Source organism: Deltaproteobacteria bacterium (assembly GCA_016874755.1).
In the GTDB taxonomy this organism is placed as follows: Bacteria; Desulfobacterota; Binatia; order UBA9968; family UBA9968; genus DP-20.
Window position 1 is genome coordinate 1 of the sequence record VGTH01000010.1, and the last position, 16,028, is coordinate 16,028.

The window sequence follows — 16,028 nt, forward strand, 5'->3', positions numbered from 1 at the left end:
CCTCAGTGTGCTTTTCTCTCATCGGCGTATCCTTTCCTGCCTGCGCCAACAGGCAGCCTTTCGTTTTTAGATTCGCGAAAGGGTACGCCTACCTATTTCCTATTTCCACACGCTTTGATCATAGCTCAACGCGGACGCAAAACGGCTATGTACCGTTCAATCAAGCGATTTTGAAAACCTTCGGCATCGACGGCGACATTCGCACGGTGAGGCCCGACGGCAATACGGATCCAATGATCGTTGAGGAAATCTTCGCGCGGCGCGACATTCACATGGCTTTTACCGATGAACATTGGCAGCGCTTCGGAGGCCATTTGAAAGATGCCTATACGGCGGCTTTAAGCGCGGGAACAATCAGCGTGCGCGCCTTGCCGGGAGTGGGAAACCTACTCGCTCTGCTTGCCCAATCGGCTTCTTTTAGCCAAGGTGTCGTGACTGGCAATCTCCAGACTGGGGCGGCCATCAAATTGCGGGCGGCGGGACTCGATGGCTATTTCAGCTTTGGCGCCTATGCGAGCGATTCAGCATATCGTCCGGACTTGCCAAGGATCGCACGCGAGCGCTGGCAGGCATTCGCCACGCGCTCGATCGACCCCAGCCAGTGCGTCATCGTCGGCGATACAATAAAGGATTTAGCCGCGGCGCGAGCCAATGGCATGAAGTGCTTGTTGGTCGGCACGGGACGCTATCCCGTCGAAGAGCTGCAATACGCCAACCCGGACGCCTGCCTGGCGGATCTGACCGACACGGACGAAGTGATCGATATTTTACAGTCTATTTAGCCCAAGAGGGGGTGCAATGAACTATCGCGAGATCGGTAAAACCGGCATCAAGATTTCTGAAATCGGCTTTGGCTGCGGCAACAACGCGGTCTTGATGGTCAAAGCGCCCTATGAAGAACAGGTGAAAGTGGTGCGCCGCGCCGTCGCGGCGGGGATCAATTTTTTCGATACGGCTTTTGCTTACGGCTTGGGCAAATCGGAAGAGAACCTCGGCCGCGTGCTCAAAGACGTCGGCGTCAATCCGGTGATCTCGACCAAGATTCGCCTCGAAGCGGACTGCGTCGGCGACGTCAAAGCGGCGACTATCCGCGCCGTCGAAGCGGGGCTGGAGCGCCTTGGCCGGGAGCGGGTCGATTTTGTCCAGTTGCACACGCGCGTGACCAAGCAGCGTGGCCTGGGCAAGCGGTTCAGCCTGGCGCCGATGGACGTGCTCGGCAGAGGCGGCGTGATCGACGGGCTCAAGGCCATGCGCGATCGCGGCAAAGTCGGTTTCTTTGGCTTTAGCGGTTTGGGCGAAACCAAGGCGCTGCACGAGCTGGTCGACAGCGGCGAGTTTCATGGCTTTCAATGTTACTACAATCTACTTAACCCGAGCGCCGGCCATGGCGTGCCGGCGAATTTCACGGCGCAGGACTATACGTTGATCCTCGACCGCGCTGCGGCGAAAGGCATGGGCGCATTTGCCATTCGCATTCTTGCGGCCGGTGCGCTTACATCCGATCCCAGCGCGGGCGGCGGCAGCAGCCCGGAGCCCTTGTCGCCAGGGTCGGACTATCCCCTGGAATTGCAGCGAACTGAAAAAGTGAAGGCGGCTTTGGGTGTGGCCGGCAAAGAGCTCACGCAAGCAGCGATCCGCTTTGGCCTGATGAATGCGAAGATGTCCAGCGTGCTCGTCGGTTTTTCCAATCCTACTCACGTGGACGAAGCGGTGGCTTGTCCAGATACGCCAGCCCTGTCGGCTGAGCAGATGGCGAAGATGCGCCAGCTGTGGGATACAGATTTCGGCAACTGATTCATTCAGGTAGAAGGATGACGCCATGGCTTTGTTTTTTCACTCCGACGACGTCGATCAGCTGATTCCGACCGGCGAAGCGGTCGCAATCACCGAGAGCGCGCTGCGCGATATGATTTCGCCCAACGGCGTGTGCGCGCCGCGCAAGCGCTTGAACCTACACCGCAAGGTGGCCGAGGGCACCTTCGATACGGTGCTGAATATTTATGCCGGCGGCTCGGCCAACTTTGGCGCGGTCGGCGCGCAGGTGGCGCTGCACCGCAAAGCGATCTCGGGGACGACGCAGCAGCGGCCGCCCTTCAATCCCGATCAGACCGAACTAGCGTTGATCTACGATTCGGACAATGGCTCGCTGCTCGGTGTCATGGCACACCGGCCGCGTGATCGTAGCGGCAAGGCTGACCTGCGCACGCCGGCGACCAGCTTGGCGGGTTTGGATTTGTTTGCACGTAAGGATGCTCGGCGTGTGGGCATCTATGGTTCCGGCCAACAGGCGTGGGCGACGTTTGCCGGCCTCTGTGAGATGCGCAAAATCGAAAGCGCGAAAGTGTTCAGCCCGACGCCGGCACACCGCGAAGGCTTCGCCAAAAAAATCAGCCTTGCCACCGGCGTGACCGTGAAGCCAGTCGACAAGCCGGAATTGGCCGCAAAAGACGTCGACATCATTCTCTGCATGACCAACACCAACGTGCCGGTGATCGATGGCGCGTGGTTGGAAGAAGGCCAGTACATTATCTCAGTCATCGGCAGCAACATCGAGCTGGTCAAAAGCGGCAACTTGGACAAGCCGCGCCGCGAGGTCGACGATGCGACGCTCAGGCGCTGCGATTTTGTCGTTGCGTTGTCGAAGGCGCAGGCCATCGACTCGCAGCAAGGCGATATCTACTGGCCGGTGCAAGACGGCGTCATTACCTGGGACAAGGTCGTCGAAATTTCCGACGTGCTCGCTGGCAAGGTTCAAAGCAGGACCAACGACAAACAGATCATTCTCTACAAAAATCAGGGCGGTCAGGGAATTATCGATATCGCGCTGGCGAAGAAATGCTACGAACTGGCGAAACAGCACGGCAAGGGTTACGAGATGAAAATCGAGCCACGCCTGAACTGGTGGGTGCAAGGGGGAAGGGCGGAGACGTGGTGAAAACAAGTATGAAGGATGAAAGCGGAATTATGAAGCGGACTGAGAAAACTATGTTGGCGGGTGTGACTGCAGCGGCGCTGCTCATCGTGATGGGTATTGCGCGGTCTGTCCAGGCCCAGGGTGAGCCGTTTTACAAAGGCAAGAACGTGCGCATTATCGTCGGCGCGTCCGCCGGCGGGTTTTACGATCGCTGGGCGCGACTGTTGGCACGCTTTATTCCAAGATATCTGCCCGGTAATCCGTCGATGATTGTCCAGACCATGCCGGGCGCGGGGTCACTGGTTGCGACGAATTATGTTTACGGTATTGCCAAGCCCGATGGGCTGACGCTTTTGATGCCGAACAGCAATACTTATTTAGAACAGCTCTCCGGCCACAAAGAGGTGCGCTTCGATCTGCGCAAGATGGCGATCATCGGCTCGCAGGAAAAGAATTTCATGCTGCTCTACATGCGCGCCGATGCGCCGTACAAGACCATCAGCGACATCGTCAATGCCAAGGAGCCGCCCAAGTGCGGCAGCTCTGGGGTGTCGAGCGCTGGCTACGTTCTCGACCGAGTGCTTGAAATCGCGCTCAATGCCAAGATCAGCACGGTCATGGGCTACCCCGGTGGCAACGAGATCGACCTCGCTGTCGAAAAGGGCGAGATTCATTGCCGCGGCAACACGATCAATCCTCACTTTGGCCGCGAGCCGTTCGACAGTTGGCACAAAAAGGGTTTTGACCGCCATCTGGTGCAGTCCGGCAAAAAGCGTGATCCGCTGGTGCCGGAGGCGCCGACGATTTACGAATTGATGGACCAAGCCAAGACTCCCGAGACCAATCGTCGAGTCGCGCGCGTGCTGCTCGACGGCGCCGAGTTCGGCCGCTGGATGCTCGTAACGCCGGGCACACCGCCCGATCGGATCAAGATGCTACGCGCCGCCTACGCGCAAGCGATCAAAGACCCGGAGCTGGTTGCCGAAGCAAAGAAGTCGCGCATGGATATGGATCCATCCTCGGGTGAAGATTTGCAAAAGTTGCTAAACGAGCTCTTGGATCAGCCCAAGGAAGTTGTCGAGCGGGCGAAAAAAGTTTTGACAGAGTAAAGACGAAATATGAGGGATGAAAGCGGAAAGATGAATTGGGGTCCTGCCCTGGAGGGAAACGATCGATGAAACGAAATTTCACAATTCAGAATTCCGCTTTCATACTTCTGGTGCTTGTAGCAGCCTTGTCCCCCGCCAAATCCTTTGCCCAAGCGCCCAACTTCCAGGGCAAGACGATGACCATCGTCGTCGGTACAGTGGCCGGCGATCTCTACGATCTTTATGCGCGGGCGATCGCACTTTTTATGGGCAGATACCTGCCCGGCAATCCCAACATCATCGTGCAGAACATGCCCGGTGCCGGCCACATGATCGCGGCCAATCATATCTACAACGTCGCCAAGCCAGACGGTTTGACCATGGGTGCGATCAACGCCGGGCTTTATTTCGAGCAGTTGATCGGGCGATCCGAAGTGAAGTTTGACTGGACCAAATACAACTGGATTGGCAACGCGACCAAGTCGCCGCAGGTGCTCTACATGCGCGCCGACGCGCCATTCAAAATCATCGAAGACGTGCGCAACGCCAAAGAGCCGCCCAAATGCGGCACCACCGGCTTGAGCAACATGGGCTACTTCGTGCCCAAGCTTCTAGAAGAGACCATCGGCGCCAAGTTCAACGTGATCGCCGGCTACCAAGGCGGCAATGAGATCGATCTCGGCGTCGAGCGCGGCGAAATCGTCTGCCGCTCGCTCAGCACGGAAGCCTATTTCTCGCGCGAGCCATTTCACACCTGGCGCAAAAATGGTTTTTCCCGCGAGCTGGTTCAAGGCGGCAAAGTCAGACTGGAGAAGCTCGCCAGCGTGCCGACGGTGTACGAGCTGATGGACAAGTACAAAACCAATGAAACTGGCCGCCGGCTGGCCACGGCGTTGTTGGCGTCGGGCGAGTTTCATCGGCCCTACATGGCGCCGCCAAAGATGCGCCCGGAAGTGGTCAAGACGTTACGCGATGCTTTCACCAAGACCATGAAAGATCCGGATTTCCTCGCCGAGACCAAGAAGAAACGTTTGGACATGGATCCGACGACGGGAGAAGAGGTGCAAGCGTTGGCGACCGACGTGATGTCGCAGCCGAAAGATGTGATCGAGAAGCTTAAGAAAATGATGGGGAAGTGATAGTTGAGCTAAGACGCTTTCGCAATGGCTTGTCGAACTGCTGGTGGCAAGTCGACGAAAACAAAATAAGAAGCCGGGTAAAGATAGTCTTCGCCTTCGTTATCGATTACACGCAGGCACCGTGATTTAGCGGCTTGCTCATCGGGCAAAACTTCGTAAATCCTGCGCGGTGTCAGCAAGTCCGCGTCGTCGGAGCGGACGCACACTGCCAATTGTTTCTTCCGCTTGGGTTTTGTTGCCATACGGGCAAAACCGGTAGTATCCTTACGCCGAACCCAGTGGCGATAACTTCAATGTCAGTGATATCACCGACGATCGTGAAGTTCATAGAACTCTAAGCTCTTCACAATGTAAGCCCTCGATTCAATCGATTCAACTCACGGTTTAATATCCTGCATAAACCACTCACTCGGTATCTCGTGCCCCAAGCCTTTGTCCTTAGCTGCTTGGTAAGCACAACAGCCCATGGCGGCGAACTGCACGCCGGTGCCGACGTTGTTTAAAAAGAAACTGATTTGTTTATCGTTGACGCGGCTCGGCACTTTGCCGGCGATGAAGTCGCAAATTTCCGGATACTTCGACCAATCGCGCGGTTTTTCCCGGCGCACGCCGGGCATGTCGTCGTTGATTCCGGGCGGTTGATAGTGCTGGATGCCGCCGAAGTTGGTGTGGATTGCGATCGGATCGCACCTGTCCAAGACGGCGAGATCGGTTTCGAACTCACGGATCGAGTTGTAATGCATGCCCGGCTCGAGCCATTCGAGCTTGACGACGGGCCGCGATGAGTTGGTCGCGCTGCAAATAACGTCGACACCGCGCGTGGCTTCTTCGGCGCTTGCGACCGGTTCGCCGGCGACGCCGGTTTCTTTGGCCATTTCTTCGACGAAAGCCTTGCGATGCTCCGGGTTCGGGCTCCAGACTTTGACTTTTTTGATCGGCATGACGGCGGTCATGAAACGATAGTGCGCTTTGGCTTGGCCGCCGGAGCCGATGAGCCCCAACGTCTGTGAATTTTTGCGCGCCATGACTTTCATGCCGAGGGCGCTGGTGACACCAACGCGGGTTTGCTGGATCAAGCCGTCTGGCATGACCGCGAGCAGCTCACCAGTCTCGGAGCTAAATAATTGCACGAGCCCGACGAACAATCCTTTGCCGGCGAGGGGCAATTTCTCCAAGCGCACCGAGCCAAACTTTTCCTGCTCTTGCACGACGTCGGAAGTCACCCGCAATGCCAGCACGCCGTATTTTTCGACGCCGCCATCGACCGATTTGAAGCTGTAGGTTGCATTGGCCAACGAGTGGGCGAGATAGGAGTGGCTGGTCGGCCGGTTGACGGCGCGGCTGTTAGCCTGCTCGCGATAGGATTCCTCCATGATCGCAAGGCAGTCTTTGATGTTGAGACCCTTTTGGACGTCATCGTTGCTGAGAATAAGCGTCACAGATTCTCCCTTCGCCGGTCAATGATTATAGCGCTTGATCAGAAATTAATGTCGAGCCTTGGCAGCTTACTTCTTACCCAACTCCTTGAACGCTTCGTTCAAATAACTCATATCGACAAACTTAGACGCGTCCGGTACCGGCGTTTTGCTGCCGGTCTGTTCGTAGTAAGTGCGGATGTTGTGCTTCATGCCTTCCATGGTGGGCTCGCCGTCGTAGGGCCAGATGCGGTTTTGTGTGTAGTACTCCCAGCCTTTTAACGCGTGGGCGGGCTTGAGCTGGATTTCCTTCGACAGGAACTCGACCGTGGCGTCGCGGTTGTTGTGCATCCAGCGTAGCGATTGCACCATGCCTTTCATGAAGCGCACCATAAGCGGTCGGTTCTTCTCGGCCCAGGAGCGGCGCACGGCCAGCGCCGCGGATTGGAACTGCGGCACGAAGTCGAGCAGCCGGCCAATGGTGTTGAAACCTTGCTCTTCGGCGGCGAAGTTGAGCGGCACGGCCACGGTGGTCGCCGAGATTTGTCCGGATTGCATCGCTGCCAAATTCCCAGGCGAGCCGCCAGCGACAACGAGTATCCTGTAGTCGCGCGGATACTCCAAGCCTTTTTGCCGCATCGCTTCGCGGAAGGCAGTGACTGTGCCGCCAGTCAATGACGACGAGCCCACGGTTGTGCCGCGCAAATCTTCGAAGGTCTTGTATTTTTTGCCGGCAATGATGGCTGCCGTCAGACCATTGATCACGCCGCCGGTGATGATGAAGTCTAGGCCGCGGTCGCTCGATTCCATGAACGGCTCGGGCCCGCCGGAGCCGATATGAATCGATCCTGAAGCGAGAGCCTGGACGACCATCGGCATGCCGCGGAGAACCACGACTTGCACGTCCAACCCTTGCTGTTCGAAAAAGCCCTTTTTCCAGCCGACCCAGAGCGGGCTATAGCCGAGCGTCTTGCTCGATGGGCCGACGAAAATCTTGGGCTTGTCCTGCGCGAGCGCGCGCCCGCCGCAGAGCGCGACCAAGGCTATAACCAGCGCTAATAGTCTTTGTTTCATTGTTGACCTCACGGCGCGCGCTTTCCAGATTCCAAATTCCAGATTATTTAGGATCAGAAGTTCCGCCGATTTGAAATTTGTGATCTGTCACTTCTTTCGCGATTCCAGATTCCAAATTCCAGATTACAAATTGTTTCGGATTCGGAGTCCCCCTAATCTGGAATGTGGAATCTGTAATCTGGAATTTCTATTGCCAGAGCTTTTTGAAAAATCCTTCGCGCTCTAATTCTTCAACATAACGATTCTCGTAGAACGCCTTCAGCGGGGTCTTTTGCGCGACATTGGCATCGATCATGCGCGATGTCGCGAGTTGATCGACCATGAGCTGCATCGCCTCGGGCGGTGTTTTGAAGTCTTTGAAAAAGCTATCGATGCCCCAGCGGTAGCTCTCGTCGAGCGACTTGGCGTCGGTGACTTTGGTGTATTTGCTCAACGTCTTGAGCGCGAATTCTTTGTCGTCGTGCATGCGCTTCAAGCCCTCGGCGATGGACCTGATGAACCGTTTGACGACGTCTGGGTTCTTCTCCGCCCAGGTGCGTTTGGCCATCACGCCGTTCTCGGGAAAGCGCAGGTTCAACTCTTTCAGTTGCTTGGCGCCGACGATTTCGCGAAAGCCTTTTTCCCTGAGGATGATGTTATTGGGCGGATTAACCATGGCGCCTTCGACGTTGCCGGTCATGATCGCGGCCATGGATTCCGGGATCCCGCCAGTTTGAATGATCGTCACGTCGCCAACCCGCGCCCGGCGCAAGATCGAATCTGCGGTTAAGTGCGACACCGCGCCGATGCGGCTGACACCGACTTTTTTGCCGCGCAATTGCTGCAAGCTGGTGATCGACGGTTGCACATACATGGGCGTCGTGAACGTGTGGGTGATGCAGGCGACCGGGATGACATCGCCGCCTTGCAGGACGTTGGTAACAGCCGTCGGGCCCAAGCCGCCGGCCAGTTGATTTTCACCGGCGAGAATCGATTGCACCATGATCGGCGACGCGCCTTCGAAATACATGTCGACGTCGAGCCGGTTTTTTTCAAAGTAGCCGGCGTCTTTGGCGATAAACCAGAGAAAGCCGCTGGCGGAGAGCGGCGCGTAGGTGAAGCGAACTTTGTCGAGCTTCTCCGCCGCTGAAAGCGTTGCCGTCGACACAAAGACGAAAACGAGAGCGATCGCCAGTTTCATTAAACTATGGCCCATGCGGATCTCCTTCGCTAATGATTGTCCGGTCCATTTATTCGAGAGCGCGTGGCGCTGTCAATCCGTGCGGCGATTTTGTCAGCGAACGTATTGACTAAATCGCTTTCGTTGATTATAGAGCACAACGCTTTGTGAAGGAGAACTCTATGAGATTGCTGGGCATCGTGATGCTATGGCTATTGACCTTGGGTGTGCCGCTGCAGGCGCAGACACCTTATTATCAGGGCAAGACGGTGCGGCTCATCGTGAGCAGCTCGGCGGGCAGCAACTACGACATGTATGGCCGCCTGGTCGCGAGCTACATCGGCAAACACATTCCTGGGAAGCCGGAAGTCGTGGTGCAGAACATGCCCGGCGGCGGCAATCTGATCGGCGCCAACTATGTCTACGCGGTTTCGAAGCCGGACGGCCTGACATTCGCGACCATCAATCCGGCGCTTTATTTCAACCAACTGGCGGGCAGCAAAGACATTCAATTTGACTGGGCGAAATACGTCTACATTGGCAGCCCGGACCGCTCGGAAGATTTGATGTGCATGCGCAGCGACTCACCGTTCAAAACCATCCACGATGTGAAAAAAGCCGCGGAGGGACCCAAGTGTGCGGCTACGGGCACCGGCACCACGGGGCATTATCTGCCGACGCTGTTGAACGACGCCATCGGCACGAAATTTAACGTTGTCTCGGGCTACCCTGGCGGCCCAGAGATGGACTTGGCGGCGGAGCGCAACGAGGTACAGTGCCGGGCGTTTACCGTTGCCGGCTGGTTTGCCGGCGATCTCTACGCGAGCTGGCGCAGCAAGGGTTTCGCCCACGTGGTGGTGCAGAGCAGCCGCAAGCGCGACTCGCGATTGGCCAATGTGCCGACGCTTTTTGAAATTCTCGACGAATACAAAGCGCCGGACGTGATGAAGCGACTGGCCAACCTGGTCACCGCCTCCAACTTCTTTGGCCGGCCCTACGTCATGCCCCCGGCGACGCCCGTCGAATACATCAAGATCATGCGCGAAGCGATGGCAAAAACTCTCAGCGACCCAGAGCTCCTCGCCGAAGCCAAGCGGCGCAAAATCGATATCGAGCATACCCCCGGCGAAGAGCTGGAAAGACTCGCCAAGGAAGTGATCATCAAGGACGCCGAGCTGATCGACCGGATGAAGAAGTTGTTGGGGAAGTAGAAGAGAGTGACGGCGCGGCTACGCTACTTTCTTAAGAGGGCGAATCTTTCGGATGACGCGTTTACCAAGTTTATCCTCGGCAACATCTATGTCGTAACGATTTTGCAATTTAAGCCAATAACGAGGGTCTTGGCTAAAATAGCGGCCAAGTCGTAAAGCAAGCTCCGCAGTTTTGGGGCGCGCTCCATTGACAAGGCGGCTAATTAACATGGCCTTGACATTAATGTCCCGAGACAAACGAGATTGAGAGAACCTCAATTCGCGAAGTATCTCGTTCAAATACAAGCCTGGATGCATGGGTTTGATCTTCACGGCAATCCCGCTTTGGTTATACAATCGTCACAGCCGTAGATCGCTACCAGCAGCAAAAAAATGGAAGGGATAAAAGAGTAGCGAGAAGCAAAAACGCGCAGCGATTTCATGATAACTGAGAAAACAGCCATCCCTCCTGGTGTTTTTGATTTTGGGTGGGCCGCATCTTTCTGTCAACACCCAAACAAGTTTGACTTGCTCCATTAACCTGCGGTAACTCTGGGCGCGTCACGGAGGGGAGCATGGAGTACGTTCAATTTGGTTCCACCGAATTCAAAGTTTCACGCCTGGCGTTGGGTTGCATGAGCATGTCGGGCGCCTATGGGCCGGCGGACGATAACGAATCGATCGCGACGCTGCACAAGGCGTGGGATCTTGGCATCAACTTCATTGACACTTCGGCGAGCTACGGGCAGGGGCACAATCACGAGTTGATCAAAAAAGCGCTGGTGGGACGGCGCGAGCGCATCGTGATTCACTCGAAATCCGGCAGCCCGCGCACGCCCGACGCCACGGGCAATCGGAGCGGCAGCACGCCGGAATATTTGACGCAGAATTGCGAGCAGAGCGTGAAGCGGCTGGGTGTCGACGCGTTGGATGTTTTCTGCATGTCGCGCGTTGATCCCGATATACCCGTCGAAGAATCGGTGGGGGCCATGGCGAAACTGGTCGAGCGTGGACTGACGCGCTACATCGGGTTGTCGGAAGCGAGCGCCAACTCGATTCGGCGCGCGCGCAAGGTCCATCCGATCGTCTCGTTGCAGATGGAGTATTCGCTCTGGTCGCGCGATCCGGAGGGCGGCAACATTCAAGCTTGCCGCGAGTTCAATATGGGCTTCATGGCGTACTCGCCGCTGGGACGTGGCTTTTTCGGCGGCTTAGTACACAACGCCAAAGACATGAGCGACGGCGATGGGCGCATCAATCACCCGCGTTTTCAGGGTGAGAATCTCGCTAAGAATCTGGCGCTGCTCGCGCGGTTCGAGGAGATCGCGCGGGAAAAGAAATGCACTCCGGCGCAGTTGGCATTGGCATGGCTGATGGCGCAGGGCCCGGGCATCATTCCGATTCCCAGCAATAAGTCGCGCGGGCATTTGGAAGAGAACATCGAAGCGACGGAAATTAAACTGAGCCAGGAAGACTTGGCGCGGCTCGATAATATTTTTCCCCAGGGCGCCGCGGCGGGGCCGCGGACGAAGGATATGCACAGGGTAAACGTTTAGTGTTTAGCGTTTAGGGTCTAGGGTCTGGCGTTGAATCCAGACCCGGAAACGCTAGACGCCAAACGCTAGACGCTAGACACGCAAAACAATTCGGAGGTTCCATGCGAGAGGTAACACTAGTTGTCGGTACCATCGGTCAGAGCATCATGCGCAGTGAAGACAACGGTCAGACCTGGGCGCGCATTGGGCCGCGGCGTGGGTTTGCCTATGAAGCGTCGGTGCGCTGCATCGCGATGCATCCGAAGCAGCACAACATTCTTTTCGCTTCCACGGAGAAAGGGATTTACCGTAGCGAGGATCGCGGTGCCAATTGGCAATATGTCGACTCGGCGCTCAACGGCCTCTATGTCTGGGTGCTCGCGTTCGATCCGGTCAATCCGAACAACATGTTCGCCGGCACCGGCACGCCGACGCCTGGGATGATCTTCCGCTCGAAGGACGGCGGGCGCACGTGGGAGAAGCGGCCGGTGGAAGTGGCGAAGGAGTGCGAGGCCGTCGGCACGCCGCGCTTTACCGGGATCGTTGTCGACCCGACCGAGCCCAATCAAGTTTGGGCCGGTCTCGAAGTCGACGGCGCGCGCCACAGCAGCGACGCCGGCGATACCTGGGAAATCGTCGAAGTAACCGGGCGGCGCGACATTCATAACGTCGCCGTGACCGCGGGTCCGCCGCGCACGGCGTTTATCATGGCCAATCGCGAGATCTACGCGAGCACGGACAATGGCACGAGTTGGGAGCCGCGCGATATGCAGAAGTGTCTGCCGTGGGACTATCCAAGGAAAGAAAACTATCTGCGCGGCATCGCCGTCGACCCGGCCAACCCGAAGAGAGTTTTTCTTAGCTTCGGCGACTTCACGCCAGGCACTTCGGGTGCCATCGCCGTGAGCGACGATTTTTGTAAGAGCTGGAAGCTGATGCCACTGCCGCAGGAACCCAACTCGTCCATGTGGCTGTTCGGCACCAATTCAGACGACCCCCATGTGATGTTTACGGCGAGCCGGTATGGTTACCTGTATCGCACTGATGATGGCGGCAAGTCGTGGGTGAAGTTAAGAAGGGAGCTAAGTGAAATTGCGGCGGTGTGCTGGTTGCCGAATTAGCTTCGGATAATACTCACCACGAAGACACGACGGACACGAAGTTCGGAGAAGAATATTCACTTTTCTTACCTTCGTGCTCTTCGTGCCTTCGTGCTCTGCGCGCTCCGCGCCTCTGCGCGAGCCAATTCTTTACTTATATAACTCTTTCAAAATTTCGCTTTTTTCGATCCTGTCCAAAAACCTTATGTCGCCGAAAACGGAAATTCCGGAGGTTGCTTCCGAGTGCATTTGTTTCCGTTTTCCGTGTTTCCGCTTTCCGCGTTTTGGCTTTCATACTTGCGGCTTCTTCTTCTCCCACCACTTGGTCTCCGCTTCGTAGGCGTATGCCGCGGCGTACAATAATTCTTCTTCAAACGGCCGACCCGCTATTTGCAGCGCTACCGGCAACCCCGCCGGTTCGGTGGAGAAACCCGCCGGAACGACGAGCGCCGGATAACCGCAGACGTTCCAGGGGCGGCTGAAATTCTGTTTCGATTTGTCTTGGCCGCCCGGCAGTACTGGGCGGCCTGGGGTTAGAATAATATCGACGCTGTTGTGCAGCTCGGCCATTTCACGGATGAAAACTTTGCGCACGCGCTGGGCGCGCAGGTAGTGAACCGCTGGGATTAAAGAACCGGCTTCGACGTCGCGCCGCACGTTGCTCTTGCCATATTGCTCCTGGTTGTTGGTCAGAAAGGGTTCGTGGTACGCCGCCGCCTCGGAGATGCGGATAATGCGCTGAGCTTGATCGATGACTTCCATGGTCGGCGGCAGATCGACTTCGTTGACCACCGCGCCGAGCTTTTTGAAAACTTCGATGCCATCGCGATAGCCGCGCATGACGTTGGCATCGTAGCCCTCGAACCAGTTGGCTTTGGGAATGCCGATGCGCGCACCTTTGACGCCGCGCTTGAGCGCGCGGGTGTAATCGGGTACCGGCGCGTCCGATGATGTCTCGTCGGCTGGGTCATAGCCGGCGAGGGCATTCAACATGATCGCGTTGTCTTCCACCGTGCGGGTCATCGGGCCGACGCGGTCGAGCGACCAGCTGATCACCGCGATGCCGCGGCGGCTGACGCGGCCGTAGGTCGCCATCATGCCGACCACGCCGTTGGCAACGGCCGGGCCGCGGATGGAGCCCGAAGTGTCGCCGCCGGTTGCCATTGGCAACTCTCCAGCGGCTAGGGCGGCGCCGGAGCCGCCGCTCGATCCAGCGGGGGAGCGTTTCAAGTCCCACGGGTTATTGGTGCCTGGCGTTTCACCGCCGAAGGAAAACTCCGGCAGGTTCAACTTACCGAGCAAGATCGCGCCGGCATTTTTTAGCCGGGTGACCACGGTGGCGTCAAAGTCGGGCACAAAGTTGGCGAGCACTGGCGTGGCGACGGTGGTCTTGATGCCTTTAGTATAGTGCGTGTCTTTGACGCCGAAGGGAATGCCGTGCAGCGGGCCGCGGTATTTGCCGCCCATGATTTCCTTTTCCGCCGTTTTCGCAGCGGCCAGCGCTTCTTCTCTCGTGACGGTGATGAACGCATGAACTTTCGGCTCGACGTCGTCGATGCGTTTCAACAGCGCCTCGGTGTACTCCACCGGCGAGAGCTTGCGCGCGCGAATGAGCTTTGCCGCTTCGGTCAGCGTGAGATAATGCAATTCGCTTTTGCCGTTTGGGTTTTTACTTTGAGCCATAATTCCTCGTGCAATGGACAGCGCGGCTACGCCAGCCGCGGAGCTGTGTAGGAAATGCCGCCTGGTAATCGCCATATATCAAACCCTGCCTTTCGGCGTTGCTTTTTTCTGTAGCCGCAGGATCATTGCCGGTTCGTCTTCGACGGCGAGTTTCACGGAGCGAATCGTATCGTAGTCGCCCATATAGGCCTTGAACGCCGGCAAATCGCGCTCGATTCGCTCAGCGCTCAGGTTGACGCCGGAAAACTTGGCCATGACTTTCATCGCTTCCTTCAACTCGTCGTCGGACATTCCTTTGTGCATGGGTAACCTCCACTGCAGGCTTGATGGCGGCGAGTGTATGACAGGCGTTTCGGTGGAATCAAGACAATCGTGGCTCTCTCGATTCTTCCCTGGATTCCGTGGTAAACACCGTCAAGCCATTCAGTTGAGGTGGAATATTAAGGTGTCAAGAACTGACTCAAGAAGCATGTGCAAACAGAAGCACGATTCGGAGCGTGTCGCACGTGGGTCTTCACTTCCTCTCCCTCTGGGAGAGGATAGAGGTGAGGGCACGTTGTGGCATGATCTTGTCAAGCTTCGACGCGCCCTCACCCTAACCCTCTCCCGGAGGGAGAGGGCATCAAATCCCTTTGGTTTCGCACTAGCCGTTCTGGTAGCGGGGGTTCTGTTGCCAGTGACCGTCACTGCGCAGATGAAGGCCCGCGTGGCCTGGACGTCATTTGCCAGCAACATGAGCGGTACCTGGGTGGCGCAGGAAGAAGGTTTATTCAGAAAAAATGGCGTCGAGGTCGAGTTGGTGCACATTCCGTCGACGTCGCGGGCGATTCAGGTCATGCTCGCCGGCGAGCTGCAATATTCCTACATGGACGGACGCAACTCGGTGACCGCGGCGCTGAAGGGCGCCGACGTCGCGATCATCGCGGGGGTTGCCAATCGCCTGGTGTTCTCTTTCATGGCACGGCCCGAGATCAAAAGCTTCGAGCAGATGCGCGGCAAAAAGATCGGTATTACCCGCCTGGGCTCGTCGACCCACAGCGTGACGCTATGGGTGATGAACAAGATGGGCTTCAAGCCGGAAGAATATCAGATGCTGCAGCTAGTCGACGTGCCGAATATTTTTACCGCTATCGTCGCCGGCCAGGTGGACGCCGGGGCGCTCTCGCCGCCGACCAATTTTCGTGCCCGCAAGGCCGGGCTGACGGAGTTGATGGATATCACCAAAGAAGGTCCGGAATATGTCTCGGTCGCCATCGGCTCGACGCGCTCGCATATCAAAGCCAACGAAGAGATGACGCGCCGCTTGGTGCGCGGCTATAGTGAAGGCGTGCAGCTGCTCAAAGCCAACAAAGCGGCGGGGATTCGCGCGATCCAAAAATACGCGCGCATTAAAGAGCCGGAAATTCTCGAAGCGACCTACGGCGAAGCAAGGGCTTATATCGAGAGTGTGCCGTACGTCACGCGCAAGGGGATGGAGACGATTATTTCCGAATTGGTACCGACGGAGCCGAAGGCGAAGACGGCCAAGCCGGATGACTTTCTCGATACGCGTTTCGTCGCGCAGTTGGAAAAGGAAGGGTTTTACAAAGCGGCGAAGTGAAGAGCTGCGGAATGTCTCGCGCAGGGGCGGGGAGGGCGCAGAGTTCGGATAATAAACTATCACCACGAAGACACGAAGAGCACGAAGGTAAGAGAAACAAAGTCTATAACCTTCCATTCCGAACTTCGTGC

Annotated in this window: 16 protein-coding genes; 9 read left to right on the top strand and 7 right to left on the bottom strand. The window is 57.0% G+C overall.

The annotated features are described in order from the left end of the window. Window positions 1-170 precede the first annotated feature (170 nt). The 5 genes from FJ145_08080 to FJ145_08100 all read left to right on the top strand — a co-directional run bounded on the left by FJ145_08080 (window position 171) and on the right by FJ145_08100 (window position 5,141). The gene (locus FJ145_08080; GenBank protein MBM4261374.1) at window positions 171-782 is read left to right on the top strand and encodes a hypothetical protein; all 612 of its coding nucleotides are present in this window, start codon (window positions 171-173) and stop codon (window positions 780-782) included. 16 nt (window positions 783-798) lie between these two features. Then, window positions 799-1,794 (top strand): aldo/keto reductase, encoded by a 996-nt coding sequence (locus FJ145_08085; GenBank protein ID MBM4261375.1) that lies wholly within the window; start codon window positions 799-801, stop codon window positions 1,792-1,794. A 25-nt stretch (window positions 1,795-1,819) separates the two neighbouring features. Then, window positions 1,820-2,935, top strand: coding sequence for an ornithine cyclodeaminase family protein (locus FJ145_08090; GenBank protein ID MBM4261376.1), 1,116 nt, complete (start codon window positions 1,820-1,822; stop codon window positions 2,933-2,935). Next, the gene (locus FJ145_08095) at window positions 2,836-4,023 is read left to right on the top strand and encodes a hypothetical protein (GenBank protein MBM4261377.1); all 1,188 of its coding nucleotides are present in this window, start codon (window positions 2,836-2,838) and stop codon (window positions 4,021-4,023) included. Before FJ145_08090 ends, FJ145_08095 begins: the two co-directional genes overlap by 100 nt. A gap of 65 nt (window positions 4,024-4,088) precedes the next feature. Beyond that, window positions 4,089-5,141 (top strand): hypothetical protein, encoded by a 1,053-nt coding sequence (locus FJ145_08100; GenBank protein ID MBM4261378.1) that lies wholly within the window; start codon window positions 4,089-4,091, stop codon window positions 5,139-5,141. Window positions 5,142-5,149: 8 nt separating this feature from the next. On the opposite strand, the gene FJ145_08105 is transcribed toward FJ145_08100, so the two are convergent. The 4 genes from FJ145_08105 to FJ145_08120 form a co-directional block, all read right to left on the bottom strand. Beyond that, window positions 5,150-5,383 (bottom strand): hypothetical protein, encoded by a 234-nt coding sequence (locus FJ145_08105; protein MBM4261379.1) that lies wholly within the window; start codon window positions 5,381-5,383, stop codon window positions 5,150-5,152. Window positions 5,384-5,518: 135 nt separating this feature from the next. Continuing rightward, window positions 5,519-6,580, bottom strand: a complete 1,062-nt coding sequence (locus FJ145_08110) for an ornithine cyclodeaminase family protein (GenBank protein MBM4261380.1) — start codon at window positions 6,578-6,580, stop codon at window positions 5,519-5,521. A 66-nt stretch (window positions 6,581-6,646) separates the two neighbouring features. After that, window positions 6,647-7,630 carry an ABC transporter substrate-binding protein gene (locus FJ145_08115; protein ID MBM4261381.1) on the bottom strand — a complete coding sequence of 328 codons (984 nt, stop codon included), beginning with the start codon at window positions 7,628-7,630 and terminating at the stop codon, window positions 6,647-6,649. Window positions 7,631-7,817: 187 nt separating this feature from the next. Continuing rightward, window positions 7,818-8,825 carry an ABC transporter substrate-binding protein gene (locus FJ145_08120; GenBank protein MBM4261382.1) on the bottom strand — a complete coding sequence of 336 codons (1,008 nt, stop codon included), beginning with the start codon at window positions 8,823-8,825 and terminating at the stop codon, window positions 7,818-7,820. A 146-nt stretch (window positions 8,826-8,971) separates the two neighbouring features. Between FJ145_08120 and FJ145_08125 the strand changes: the two genes are divergently transcribed. Further along, window positions 8,972-10,000, top strand: a complete 1,029-nt coding sequence (locus FJ145_08125) for a hypothetical protein (protein ID MBM4261383.1) — start codon at window positions 8,972-8,974, stop codon at window positions 9,998-10,000. Window positions 10,001-10,018: 18 nt separating this feature from the next. Here the strand turns inward: FJ145_08125 and FJ145_08130 are convergent, their stop codons facing one another. Next, the gene (locus FJ145_08130; protein ID MBM4261384.1) at window positions 10,019-10,312 is read right to left on the bottom strand and encodes a HigA family addiction module antidote protein; all 294 of its coding nucleotides are present in this window, start codon (window positions 10,310-10,312) and stop codon (window positions 10,019-10,021) included. A 242-nt stretch (window positions 10,313-10,554) separates the two neighbouring features. Here FJ145_08130 and FJ145_08135 point away from each other — a divergent pair, with 242 nt between their 5' ends. Together FJ145_08135 and FJ145_08140 are read left to right on the top strand one after the other, a co-directional pair. Continuing rightward, window positions 10,555-11,535, top strand: a complete 981-nt coding sequence (locus FJ145_08135) for an aldo/keto reductase (GenBank protein ID MBM4261385.1) — start codon at window positions 10,555-10,557, stop codon at window positions 11,533-11,535. A gap of 101 nt (window positions 11,536-11,636) precedes the next feature. Beyond that, window positions 11,637-12,635 (top strand): hypothetical protein, encoded by a 999-nt coding sequence (locus FJ145_08140; protein MBM4261386.1) that lies wholly within the window; start codon window positions 11,637-11,639, stop codon window positions 12,633-12,635. A 270-nt stretch (window positions 12,636-12,905) separates the two neighbouring features. On the opposite strand, the gene FJ145_08145 is transcribed toward FJ145_08140, so the two are convergent. Together FJ145_08145 and FJ145_08150 are read right to left on the bottom strand one after the other, a co-directional pair. After that, window positions 12,906-14,372: a hypothetical protein gene (locus FJ145_08145; GenBank protein MBM4261387.1), complete on the bottom strand. Its 1,467-nt coding sequence runs from the start codon at window positions 14,370-14,372 to the stop codon at window positions 12,906-12,908. Window positions 14,373-14,375: 3 nt separating this feature from the next. After that, entirely contained in the window at window positions 14,376-14,561 is a 186-nt protein-coding gene (locus FJ145_08150) for a hypothetical protein (protein MBM4261388.1), read from the bottom strand. On the opposite strand from FJ145_08150, the gene FJ145_08155 reads away from it, so the two are divergent. Then, window positions 14,551-15,897 carry an ABC transporter substrate-binding protein gene (locus FJ145_08155; GenBank protein MBM4261389.1) on the top strand — a complete coding sequence of 449 codons (1,347 nt, stop codon included), beginning with the start codon at window positions 14,551-14,553 and terminating at the stop codon, window positions 15,895-15,897. The genes FJ145_08150 and FJ145_08155 overlap by 11 nt on opposite strands. Window positions 15,898-16,028 lie beyond the last annotated feature (131 nt).